The organism is Streptomyces sp. NPDC008317 (genome assembly GCF_042955955.1).
In the GTDB taxonomy this organism is placed as follows: domain Bacteria; phylum Actinomycetota; class Actinomycetes; order Streptomycetales; family Streptomycetaceae; genus Actinacidiphila.
In genome coordinates this window covers 182,501-194,932 of record NZ_JBIBFQ010000012.1, presented here as the reverse complement: position 1 = coordinate 194,932, position 12,432 = coordinate 182,501, and the positions used below count along the sequence as shown (strand labels likewise).

General features: G+C 73.3%; 6 protein-coding genes. 1 reads left to right on the top strand and 5 read right to left on the bottom strand.

Annotation, left to right across the window (positions count from 1 at the left end):
* Positions 1–87: 87 nt before the first annotated feature.
* Entirely contained in the window at positions 88–3,792 is a 3,705-nt protein-coding gene (locus ACFY9V_RS32190) for a CDP-glycerol glycerophosphotransferase family protein (protein WP_391163990.1), read from the bottom strand.
* 225 nt (positions 3,793–4,017) lie between these two features.
* Between ACFY9V_RS32190 and ACFY9V_RS32185 the strand changes: the two genes are divergently transcribed.
* Positions 4,018–6,309, top strand: a complete 2,292-nt coding sequence (locus tag ACFY9V_RS32185; protein WP_391163989.1) for a CDP-glycerol glycerophosphotransferase family protein — start codon at positions 4,018–4,020, stop codon at positions 6,307–6,309.
* Positions 6,310–6,465: 156 nt separating this feature from the next.
* Here the strand turns inward: ACFY9V_RS32185 and ACFY9V_RS32180 are convergent, their stop codons facing one another.
* The 4 genes from ACFY9V_RS32180 to ACFY9V_RS32165 all read right to left on the bottom strand — a co-directional run bounded on the left by ACFY9V_RS32180 (position 6,466) and on the right by ACFY9V_RS32165 (position 12,290).
* Complete coding sequence (locus tag ACFY9V_RS32180) at positions 6,466–8,778, bottom strand: CDP-glycerol glycerophosphotransferase family protein (RefSeq protein WP_391163988.1); 2,313 nt, start codon at positions 8,776–8,778, stop codon at positions 6,466–6,468.
* A 101-nt stretch (positions 8,779–8,879) separates the two neighbouring features.
* A complete protein-coding gene (locus ACFY9V_RS32175; RefSeq protein ID WP_391164004.1) occupies positions 8,880–9,896 on the bottom strand; it encodes a class I SAM-dependent methyltransferase in 1,017 nt (338 codons plus the stop codon).
* A 172-nt stretch (positions 9,897–10,068) separates the two neighbouring features.
* Positions 10,069–10,992 (bottom strand): carbohydrate ABC transporter permease, encoded by a 924-nt coding sequence (locus tag ACFY9V_RS32170; RefSeq protein ID WP_355343274.1) that lies wholly within the window; start codon positions 10,990–10,992, stop codon positions 10,069–10,071.
* Positions 10,993–11,009: 17 nt separating this feature from the next.
* Entirely contained in the window at positions 11,010–12,290 is a 1,281-nt protein-coding gene (locus ACFY9V_RS32165) for a sugar ABC transporter permease (protein WP_355343277.1), read from the bottom strand.
* Between the last annotated feature and the right edge of the window lie 142 nt (positions 12,291–12,432).

The following is a 12,432-nucleotide window of genomic DNA, read 5'->3' as shown; positions in this document are numbered from 1 at the left end:
CGCGGCGGGTGTGCGGCGGGGGCCAATTCGCTCGATGTCATGACAGGCTCCGTGTTCCGGCGGCGGTTCGGTCAGGGTGTCAGGGGGTCAGCCGAGCATCAGGTCCGCCACGCGGGCGGCGGCCCCTCCGTCGTCCAGGTGGCAGAAGGCGGCGCGGAAGGCCGCGTAGGCGTCGGCGCGGCCCCGGACGGCGGCCTCCGGGTCGCGCAGCGCGGCGGTCAGCTCGTCCGTGGTGCGCAGCAGCGGCCCCGGCGCCTGGGCCTCGTAGTCGAAGGTGAAGCCGCGCAGCGTGTCGCGGTAGTGCGGCAGGTCGGGCGTGAACAGCAGCACCGGGCGGCCGGTGACCGCGAAGTCGGCGAGCACCGAGGAGTAGTCGGTGACCAGCACGTCGGCGACGAGCAGCAGCTCCGCGAGGTCGGGGTGGGCGGAGACGTCCCGCACGAAGCCGCCGGGCACCGCCGGGAGGGTGTCGGCGACCAGCGGGTGCGAGCGGACCAGCAGCACATGGCTGGTGGTCAGCTCCGCCGCCATCGCCGCCAGGTCGAGCGGCAGGTGCAGCCGGGCGTGCTCGGCGTCGTACGCCTCGTCGTCGCGGACCGTCGGCGCGTACAGCACGACCGTGCGGCCGGGGGGCAGGCCGAGCCTGGCCCGTACCTCCTCGCGCACCTTGTCGCGGTCCTCGCCGCTGAGCAGGTCGGTACGGGGCAGCCCCGTCTCGGCGACCTCGCCGTCGAAGTCGAGGGCGCGGCGCAGGACCGGGGTGCTCTGCGAGTTGGGGGAGAGCAGCACGCTCCACTGGTGGCCGAGGCTCGGCTGCGGCCACATGTGGGTGAGGTCGGCGCACAGCGTGCCCGCCAGGTCCTGGCCGATCCGCTTCACGGGCGCGCCGTGCCAGGTCTGGACGACCCGCTGGCCCTCGCGGCGGCGGAACCACGCGGGCAGATGCGTGTTGGTCACCACATGGCGGCCGCGGGCCAGCGCCTCGTACCAGTCGTCGCTGCCGCGCAGCACCGCGCGGGCGGTCGCGGGCACCGCCACGGTGTGGTCGCGCACCACCCACACATGGTCGAACGGGACGCCCCTGCGCACCAGTTCGTCGTGGACGGCGCGCGGCGAGTCCGCGCAGTCGCGGCCGTCGAAGCTGCTGTAGAGGACGGTGTCGGTCAACGGGCGGCGCAGCAGCACCGGGTAGCGCCGCTCGCGCAGCATCCGCTGCCGGTACGGGCCGCGGTCCGCCGCGGGCACGGGCGATCCGGCCGCCACGAACAGGTGGTCGTGGAACCGCCGGTCGACCGTCACCGGCCGCGCGCCCGGCGCCGCCGGGAGCCGCAGCGGCAGCTCGGCGAACGCCTCCCGCGCGATCCGCACCGGGGCGTCGCCGCCGTCCGCCGCCCGCAGGTGCAGATACCAGCGTCCTGCGTGCGGCAGCGCCGACACGTCCAGCGCGGCGCTGAACCGGCGTACGGGGCCGGCCGGGTCCCGCCCCGCGGCTCCCTCCGCCGCCACGGCAGACGCCGTTCCGGCCACGGCCTGCGCCGGGGTTCCCGCCGCGACCGGGGCATCGTCCCCCGCTGCCGCAGCGGCGCCCGCAGCCCCCACGGCCCCCGCCGCCTCGGCGGCAGCGGAGTCCGCGCCCTTGGCCGCCAGCGTCACCTCGACGCCGACCTCGGCCGCGTACGTGCCGTGCCGCAGGACCAGCCGGGCCGGGGGCGGGGTGTCGGCGGGGAGTTCACCGGTGACCAGGAGGGTGCCGTTGGTGGCGCGCGCCACATGGGTGGCCAGCGGCTGGGGCGTACGGTCGCGCAGCAGCAGATTGCCCGCCGCGGTGGCGTCGACGACCAGCTCGCGCCGGGCCCCGGCCAGCAGCGCGTCGCCGCCGAGGTCGTAACGCCCCTGCGGCAGCGGCCCGTCGGCGGCGATCCGCGCGGTGCCGCCGTCGGCGAAGACCGCCTCGAACGACCAGGCCGCGGCCGTCTCCGGCGCGACCTCCTTGGGCAGCCCCTCGACGTCGGGCCGCGCCCCCGCGAGGTCGGCCAGGACCAGGCGCGCCGTCAGCCGCGTCCAGCCGTCGATGCCGGTGCTCTCCGCGTCGGCGGTCAGCGGGTAGTCGAAGGCCGCGCCCGTCGTCTGCTGCGTGGCCCGCAGCGCGACCGGGGGCTTGCGGTCGCGGACGGCGATCCCGAAGACGACCCCGCCGTCGCCGTCCGCCCGGTGACCGGTGATCCGGCGGGTGACCGGCTCGACCGACAGGTGCAGCCGGCCGTCCTTGTACCAGGGCACGAGCCGGGTGTCGTCGTCCAGCGGGAAGGGGACGGGCGAGGACCCGGCGCCCGCGTCGTCGGCGCGCGGCGCCGCGGGGCGGACCACCGAGCCCGCCGCCACGACGATCCCGAGCCGCCACTGCCCGGCCGTCCAGCCCTCCTTGCCCCGCAGCCGCTTGGGGTCGACGGTGATCTCGAAGCCGGACCAGTCGTACGAGTGCCGCTCCTGCGGTCCGCCGTCGGTCACTTCGGGGACCCGCACGGTCCGCACCGGCAGCAGCAGCTTGCGGCGCCCGGACATCAGCACGGCCGTCTTGAGCGAGGTACGGCGCGCGCCCGCGTCCACATTGCGCACATACGCGTGGCCCCGGAGGATCAACTTGCCGTCCCGCCACTCCAGTTGGCTGAGCCGGGCGACCACCGGCAGGTCCTTCGTGCCGATGGCGGTCACCGCGCGCGGCAGCGGCACGGGCGAGCCGTCGCCGCGCACGACCACCGCGCGCTTGCGCAGCGGCGGCCCCGCGATGTCGAACACGGTGCGCCCGCCGTGCTGTTCGTGCGCCAGCACCTCCAGCAGGTCCGCCAGCCGCCCCTCCCTGATCAGCTCCCAGCGGATGCGCAGTTCGGCGGGCAGCGCGGGGAAGAGCGTCGGGTCGACGCGGCCGAGGTAGTCGCGGACGCGGTCGAGGAAGACCTGGTGGTATTCCGGTCCCGCCATCGGCAGGGCCTCGATGAAGTACAGCAGGTCGTCGGTGAGCACCGACCGGTCGTAGTCCCGCTTGTGCTTGCTCCAGCGGGTGTTGGCCGGGTCGGCCAGGAACCGCGAGACCCCGTCGACGGCCGCGATCCGGTCGCGTACGCCCTTGACGTCGGTGCGGCGGCGGGTGATCGAGCCCTCGCGGATCCGCCAGTAGTAGACGTGCTCGTGCAGCACGTCCACGGCGTCGGCGAGAAAGTGCGCCGGAATGGTCAGCGGCGTGTCCTCGTACAGCACGCCCTCGGGGAAGGCCAGTTGGTGCTTGTCCCAGAAGGAGCGGCGGAAGACCTTGTTCCACGCCACCCGGTCGGACAGCAGGCCCAGGTCACGGGTGATGTGCGTGCGCCGCACGGTCTTGTCCATGCCCCGGTGCTGCCACGCCTGGCTGCGGCCCTGCGGGGTGAGCCGGTAGACGTTGCCGGTCGCGAAGTCGGAGCCCGACTGGTCGAGCAGGCCGACCAGCTTCTCGTACGCGCGCGGCGGCAGCACGTCGTCGCTGTCCACGAAGGTCAGGTACGACGTCTGCGGCGCCGCGTTCCGCGCCCCGGTGTTGCGGGCGTGGCCGAGGCCGCCGTTGGGCTGCGCGACCAGCCGGAAGCGCGGGTCGCGGTCGGCGAACGCCTGGGCCAGTTCGGGGCCCGAGTCCGTCGATCCGTCGTCGACCATCACCACATCGAGGTCGGTGAAGGTCTGCGCCGCGATCGACCGCAGGCACTCCTCCAGATACTGCTCGACGTTGTAGACGGGGACGACGACAGTGAGGCGGGGCGTCATGGCGGGCAACGGTCCTTCCGGGACGGCGACGGCATACGGATGACGGCACGCGCGCGACGGCACATGCACGACGGCATGCGAATGCCGTTCCTTCAACTCGCCGAAGGGCCTTGCGGTCACCGCGAGTGAGCCGAACGAGCGAAAGGGTGAACCGCCGCAGGGTGTCCGGTTGGTACGCTCGGACGCTATCCCGTACCGGTACGTCTCGATCTGTCCAGGATGGTCATGCCCCGAATCACCGTCGTCGTCCCCGTCCACCGCGCCCAGGGCTTCCTGCGCGCCTGTCTGGAGTCGGTGCTCGGGCAGTCCTTCACCGACGTCGAGGTCGTCGCCGTCGACGACGCCTCACCGGACGCGAGCGGCGCGATCATCGCCGAATTCGCCGCCGCCGACCCGCGGGTCAAGCCGCTGCGGCTGGATCGCACCGGCGGCACGGGACCGGCGCGCGACGCGGGCGCGGCCCTCGCGACCGGCGACTACCTGCTCTTCCTGGACGCCGACGACCTGATGACGCCCGGCACGCTGGCCGCCGCGGACGCCCGGCTGCGCGCCACCGGCGACCCCGATGTGCTGCTCTTCGACCACGAGCGCTTCACCGTCTGGGAGAACATCCAGGAGAGCGACGACGCCGACTTCCTCGGCGAGGCGGGCGACTCCGTCTTCACCGCGTCCGACCGCCCCGAGTGCCTGGGCACCTACCCCGCGGTCTGGAACCGGCTGCTGCGCCGCGCCTTCTGGGAGGAGCGCGGCTTCCGCTTCGGCGAGGGCGCGTACGAGGACGTCGCCGTCGCCTCCCGCGTCCTGCTCGCCGCCACCGGCATCGCGTGCCTGGACCGGGTCGGCGTGCGCTGGCGCAAGCGGCGCGGGATCAGCGTCGGCACCACGCCCGGCCGCCACCACCTGGCCGTACTCGACCGGTACGAGGCGCTGTTCGCCGAGATCGACGGCGGCGACGAGGCCGAGGACCGCAAGCGGGAGCAACGCGCCGCGCTGTACGGGCGGATGGCCGTCCTGCTCGCGGCCGTCGGCGAGGACGGCTCGCCGCTGACGCCCGACGCCCGGCCTGAGTACGTGCGCCGCGCGGGACGGCTGCTGGGCCGCTACCGGCCCGCGGGCTGGACCGCGCCCGACAGCAACGAGGGCCGCTGGCTGCGGGCCGCGGGCACCGGCAGCTACGGCCGCTACCGCGCGGCGCTCGGCGGCCAGGCGTGGACGCGCAAGCTGGCCCGCCGGATCAGGGCACGCAAGAACGCGCTGGGCCGCGCGGTCTACCAGCGCTACTACCGGCTGCGGCTGCGCCGCCCCGTCGACCCCAACCTCGTGGTCTACGCGGCCTATTGGAACCGCGGGGTGTCCTGCAACCCGGCGGCCGTCTACTACAAGGCCCAGGAGATCGCCCCGCACCTGCGCGGGGTGTGGGTGGTCAACAAGAAGGACCGCGAGGCGATGCCGCCCGGCGTCGACCACGTCGTGGTCAACTCCCGCCGCTACTGGGACGTGCTGGCCCGCGCCAAGTACCTGGTGAACAACGCCAACTTCACCGGCCAGGTCGTCAAGCGCCCCGAGCAGGTCTACCTCCAGACCCACCACGGCACACCGCTCAAGCACATGGGCATGGACCTGCGCGCCCGCCCGGCCGTCGGCAAGGGCATGAGCTTCGGCCGCCTGCTCGACCACGCCGACCAGTGGGACTTCTCGCTGGCCGCCAACCAGCACTCCGCGGAGGTCTGGGAGCGGGTCTACCCCAGCGGCTACGAGACGCTGCCCAGCGGCTACCCGCGCAACGACGTGTTCCACACCGCGGGCGCCGACGAGGTCCGCCGCGCCCGCGAGAGCCTGGGCCTGGCCCCCGGCACCACCGCGATCCTCTACGCGCCCACCCACCGCGACTACCAGCGGACCTTCGTCGTCCCGCTCGACCTGGAACGGCTCTGCCGCGAACTGGGCCCCGGCTACACGCTGATGGTCCGCGCCCACTACTTCTACGGGCAGAACGACGCGCTCGAGGCGCTGCACGCGGCGGGCACCATCATGGACGTCTCGCAGCACCCGTCCGTCGAGGAACTGAGCCTCGCCTCCGACGCGTTGCTCTGCGATTTCTCCTCGCTGATGTTCGACTACGCCAACCTCGACCGGCCGATCGTCGTGCACGCCGCCGACTGGGAGGCGTACCGCGCCGCCCGCGGCGTCTACTTCGACCTGCTGTCCGGGCGGCACGGCGAGACGCCGGGCGTGGTGGCGGGCGACGAGGCGGGACTGGCCCGCGCTTTCCGCTCGGGGGCCTGGCGCGGCCCCGAGGCGGCGGCGCTGCGGGCCGCCTTCCGGCAGCGGTTCTGCGCGTACGACGACGGGCTCGCCGCCGAGCGCGTGGTGCGCCGGGTGCTGCTCGGCGAGCCCTCGCTGCTGCCGTACCGCCCGCTCCAGGACCGCCGTCCCGCCCCGGCCCCGGCCGGTGCGCGGGACGCGGACCCGACGGCGGGACCCGCGGGGGAGCGCCCGGCGGTCCCGCTCGGCTGAGGCGCGGGAGCCGCGCGAGCCGCTGGAGCTGCTGGGGCCGGCCGCTCGGCTGAGGCGCGGGAGCCGCTGGAGCCAAGGCCGATCGCGTGAACCGCCCGGCCCGCGGGAGCGGCCCGACCGGGTGAACCGCCCGCGCCGCCGGGGCCCTTGGGGCCGCTACAGGCTGCGCGGGTCGGGCCCCGAGGGCTCCAGCGGCGGCGGGCCGGACGGATCGGAGGCGTCCGCCGCGAGCGGGGCCAGCGCGCGGGCGCGGGACGGCGGCGGGGCCAGGTGCCGGTCCTCCGGCGGGATCACGGGCGGCAGCCCGCCGTCCTCGCGCAGGAACACCCGGCGCACCACGCGCTCGGCGGCGAGCCCGTCGTCGTAGGGACAGAACCGGCGCCGGAAGGCGGCCCGCAGTTCGGCCGAACGCGGGCCGCGCCAGGCCCCCGTGGCGAGGATGTCGGTCAACTCGTCCTCGCCGCGCGCCACCAGGCCCGGCGGGTGCGCGGTGATGTCGAAGTACGCGCCGCGGGTGGCCCGGTAGGTCTCCCAGTCCGCGGCGTGCAGCACGATCGGCCGGTCGAGGCCCGCGTAGTCGAACATCAGCGACGAGTAGTCGGTGATCAGGCCGTCCGAGGCCAGGCACAGCTCCTCCGCCGACGGGTGCCCCGACACGTCGATGACCCGCGGGTGCGGGGCCCGGTCGTCCAGACCGTCGCGCGGGTCGCCCGGCGGGTAGAAGTGGTGGGTGCGGCGCAGCAGCACCACGTCGGGGCCCAGCGCGTCGGCCATCCGCGCCAGGTCGAGCGCGGGCCGGTAACCGCGCTGGTAGTCGCGGTGCGTGGGCGCGTAGAGGAAGGCGGTGCTCTCGCGCGGGATGCCGAGTTCGTCGCGCAGCCGCAGCACGTCGCGCGCGGTGGCCCGGTGGAAGATGTCGGTGCGCGGCTGGCCGTACTCCAGGGCCGTGAAGCCCGACGGGTAGGCGCGCTCCCAGACCAGCGTGGAGTGGCGGCTCGCCGAGAGGCTGTAGTCCCAGCGGTCGACGTGCCGCAGCATCCGCGCGAAGTCGGTGGTGCCCGCGGCGGCCGGGTGCTCCTGGAGGTCGATGCCCATGTGCTTGAGCGGCGTGCCGTGGTGGGTCTGCACATTGATCTGGCCGGGCCGCTTGGCGTACCTGCGGTGGAAGTTGACGTTGCTGACCAGGTACGAGGCGCGGGCCAGCGCCGTCCAGTACGCGGCCGAGCCCGGCTCCAGGCGCCGTACGCCCGGCGGCAGGGTGTGCGCGTGCTCCGCGGTGGTCACCCACGCGGTCCGCATGTGCGGCGCCAGTTCGCGCAGCCGCTCCTCGACGGCCGCCGGATTGCAGGAGTAGCCGCGGTCCCAGTACGCGGAGAACACCGCCAGGTCCGGGTCGAGCGCGCGCCGCCGCTGCACCCGGTAGTGCGCGTGCAGCGCCGTCGTCCGCAGCCTGCCGTACAGCGCCCTCGCCCGCTGGGTGGCGCGCAGCCGCAGCCGGTGCGCCCGGCCGAGCGCCTGGAAGGTGCGCCGCGCGCCCAGCGCGACCAGCAGGTACCGCACCCCGCTGCGGCCGGTGGGACTGGCCCGGAAACCGCTCGGCCGCAGCCGCCGGTACTGGGCACGGCAGCGGCGGAAGTACTCCGGGCGCGACGAATTCGGCAGCCGGTCGGGGAAGTTGAAGACGGTGGTGAGGTGATCCAGTATCCGGCGGAAGAGCACCGGCCGCCACCGCTCCAGCTCCGGGTGGCTGTCGAGGAACGCGAACAGCAGGTCGTACTGCTTGAAGATGTCGAAGTGCCGCCGGCTGGTGGTGTGCAGGATGCCGCTGCCGCGCCGCTGCCGGTAGTGCACGCAGACCCGGTCGAGCAGCGCGATCGACCCGGCGGCCATCAGCACCGGATACGTCCACGGGGTGTCCTCGTAGTAGCCCGAGGGGAAGGCGATGTCGGACTTCTCGATGAAGTCGCGGCGGTACGCCTTGTTCCAGGCCACCATGATCAGCCGCAGCAGCTCGGGCCGGTCGTCCAGCGTGCAGACCTCGGGGCCGGTCTCGCTGAGGATCGCCGCGAACTGATTGCGGTGGACATCGCCGTTCCAGTACGTGCGGGCGTAGTCGAAGACCAGCACGTCCGGCTCGCCGGTCCGCTCGATCCGGGCGGCGACGGCCTCCAGCGAGCCGGGGACCATGGTGTCGTCGGAGTCGAGGAACAGGACGTAGTCGCCGGTGGCGCGGGCGAGACCCGCGTTGCGGGCCCGGCCGAGGCCGATGTTCTCCGGCAGGTGCAGCACCTCGACGCGGGCGTCCCTGGCCGCGAACGAGTCGGCGATGGCGCCGCTGCCGTCGGGGGAGCAGTCGTCCACGACGATCAGTTCGACATCGGCGAAGGACTGGTCGAGCACGGATTTCAGACAGGCGTGCAGATACGCCTGCACCTGGTAGACGGGGACGACGACGCTGAAGCGGGGCACAGCACATCCAGGTTCGACACGGGGGCGAGGGGCGCACGGGCGCCCATGGCTTTCGCGCGGAGTGCCCGTTATATCCAGGGAACGCGTGGCCGCGCCGCTGGTTACGCTCCGGCGCGTCGCGAGTCGCGGATCCGTACAAGTGCTTTGGTGATGATCGGCGGCAGGACGTTGACCAGCAGACGGCGCGCCCGGGAGCGGCGCGGCGCGGGGGCGGCGGGGGAGGCGGCCGTCGGGGCCTGCGACTCGGCCCGCCCGGCGGGCCCCGCGGCCCGCGCGGCGGCGGATTCGGCGTGCTCCGCGGTCTGGGCCGCTGTCTGGCCTGCGGTCTGATCAGGGGCCTGTGCGGCGGCGGGCGCGTGCCGGGATGGCGGCTGCGACGGCGACACCGTACGGTCCCGGTCGCCCTTGACCCGCAGCAGCGGCGCGCCCGCCACCGTCTGCACCTCGTGCCACAGGTCGGCGCGGCCCGACACGTACGTCAGCAGCTCCGCGCGGATCTCGGCCGGATCCCCCCAGGTGGCGTACATCTTGCTCTCGGTCACGCAGATCGCGTGCAGCCCGCCGGAGGTGACCGCCTGCCAGACGGCGGCGGCCACGCCGGGACAGTGCGCCGAGCGGTAGTCGTCCAGCGCCACCACGCCGTGCGGGTGCAGCAGCTCGCGCGAGGTCTCGATGTCGGCGTGCACGTGCTCGTACAGGTGCGAGGCGTCGATGTGCGCGAACCGGCACGACACCGGCTGGACTCGGTCCCTGACCGTCGAGGACATGCCCTGGACGACCTCGGGCAGCTCGTCGTGGAAGGAGAGGTAATTGGCCTCGAACGAGTGACGGGTCAAGGTCGGGTACGACTTCTTCATCTCGGCGGAGTTGGCGTTGTCCTCGGCCGGGGCGTCGAACAGGTCGCAGACGGTGAAGGTGTCGCCCTCGCGCAGGTAACTCCCCATGAAGATGGCGCTCTTGCCGAGATAGGCGCCCACCTCCAGCAGGTCGCCGGGCTCGGTGCGGCTGACCTGCCGGGTCAGGAACCAGTCGAAGAGGACCTGGTCGACGGGGAAGAACCAGCCCTCGACCTGGGCCAGTTCGGTGGGCGCGGGAAGCCGGTCCTCGGCGGAGGTCATGGTCATGGGGGGATGTCCGATCGGTACGGGTGTGGGGGGCGTCAGTGTAAAGCGCCCGACGCCCCCCGTTTCGTACCGAATATTCCGCCGCCCCGCGCGTGCGCCGCTCCCCGGTGGCTACCCGGTGGCTCCCGGGCGGCTGTTGGACGGCCGCTGGACGGCTCCGTGGCGGCTACTTGACGGCGCCCGCCATCACACCGGACACGAACTGCCGCTGGAAGGCGAAGAAGACCACCAGCGGGACCACCATCGACACGAAGGCGCCGGGCGCCAGGATGTCGATGTTGTTGCCGAACTGCCGTACCTGCTGCTGGAGGGCGACCGTGATCGGCTGCGCGTCGCTGTTGGCGAAGATCAGCGCGACCAGCATGTCGTTCCACACCCACAGGAACTGGAAGATGCCCAGCGACGCGATGGCCGGGCCGCCCAGCGGCATGACCACCCGCACGAACAGCCGGATCTCGCCCGCGCCGTCCAGCCGCGCGGCCTCCAGCAGCTCGCGCGGGATCTCCGCGAAGAAGTTGCGGAGCAGGAAGATCGCGAAGGGCAGTCCGAACGCGGTGTGGAAGAGCACCACACCGGAGATGTCACCGAAGATCCCGATGTCGCCGAAGAGCCGCGCGACCGGGATCAGCGCCACCTGCACCGGCACCACCAGCATCGCCACCACGGCGATGAACCACCAGTCGCGGCCCGGGAACTCCATCCAGGCGAAGGCGTAACCGGCGAGCGAGCCGATCACCACGACCAGCAGCGTCGCGGGCACGGTGATCAGCGCGGTGTTCACCAGCGAGTCGGTGATCGCGTGATTGTCCAGCAGCGTGCGGTAGTTGGAGACCGTCAGCTCCGACGGCGAGGTGAAGACCTTCCACCAGCCGCTGGCCGAGATGTCGCTCGGCGTACGCAGCGACGACAGCAGCAGCCCGATCGTCGGCATCAGCCAGAACAGCGCCACCACCAGCAGGAAGACCCGTACCAGGCCGCCGCTCGCGCGGGCCGCGATCCGCGCGGCCACACTCTCCTTCGGCCTCGGCGCGGCCTCGGGCACCGCGTCGCCCTTCGCCGCCTGGCCGCCCGTCTCAGGACCGCCCGCCATGGCGGCCGATTCCGCGCTCATCGCCGTCCCTCCCTGCGCAGCCGCCGGATGTTGAAGATCATGACCGGCAGGACCAGCAGCAGCAGGATCACACCGATCGCGCTGCCCACCCCCTGGTTGTCGCCGCCGCCGAAGGACGACAGATAGAGCTGGAGGGCCAGGACGTTCGCGTCCGACTGGGTGTTGCCGGGCGCGATGATGTACACGAGGTCGAAGATCTTCAGCACGTTGATCATCAGCGTGACCGTGACGACCACCAGGACCGGGGCCAGCAGCGGCACGGTGATCCGGCGGAACACCTGCCACTCGTTGGCGCCGTCCACCCGCGCCTGTTCCATCAGCTCCCGCGGCACCCCGGCCAGACCGGCCGCGATCAGCACCATCGCGAAGCCCGCCCACATCCAGATGTAGCTGCCGATGATCGACGGCGTGATCAGATTCGGGCCGAGCCAGTTGACGCCGTTGTACTTGCCGGAGAAGTTCGAGGCGGGCAGCCGCAGTTGGGCCCCGGCGGCGGACGCGGGCAGCTTGTACGTGCCGTCCTTCCCGGACTTCGCCGTCGCCACCACCTTGCCGTCCTTGACCGCCTGCACCTTCACACCGGACAGCGCCTTCTCGCCCGGATCGATCACACCGGGCTTCCCGGTGCCGCCGGGCCTGAAGTCCAGCCATACGGTGCCGGTCACCGAATCCGGCTGCGAGGGCGCGGGCTTGGCGTCCACGGCGTTCGAGGGCAGCTTGTTCTGCGGGATGCCGATCAGCGGCAGATCCGCGGGACTGCCCTGCCGGGCCGTGGACTTGGTGGTGAAGGAGCCGCCCGCGCTCGGCGCGAGATCGCCGCCGGGACGCGGCCTGGCGCCCGGATAGGCCGCGTTGTCGGTGAACGTGTCATGGACCGCGACCACCACGGCGTTCGCGACGCCGCGCCCCGGGTCCTGCTCGTACACCAGCCGGAAGATGATCCCGGCCGCCAGCATCGAGATGGCCATCGGCATGAAGATGACCAGCTTGAACGCCGTGCTCCAGCGCACCCGTTCGGTGAGCACGGCGAAGACCAGACCGAGGGCGGTCGCCACGGTCGGCGCGACCACCACCCAGATCGCGTTGTTGCGCACGGCGGTGAGGATGCCGTGGTCGGTGAAGACCGTGCCGAAGTTCTTCAGACCGACGAAGGCGCTGCCGTCGGCGTCGAAGAGGCTGCGCTGGACGGTGTAGACGATCGGGTACACCACGAGCGCGCCCAGCAGGATCAGGGCGGGCAGCAGGAAGAGCGCGGCCACCCAGGGACGGGTGCCCATCAGGCTCCTGCGGCGGCCCGGTCCCTTGGCGGGCGGGCCGGGCAGAGGGCCGGGCGGCGGGGGGGGCCCCCCCCCCCGGGCCCCCCCCCCCCCCCCCCCCCCCGCGGCCCCCCCCCCCCCCCCCCCCCCCCCCCCCCCCCCC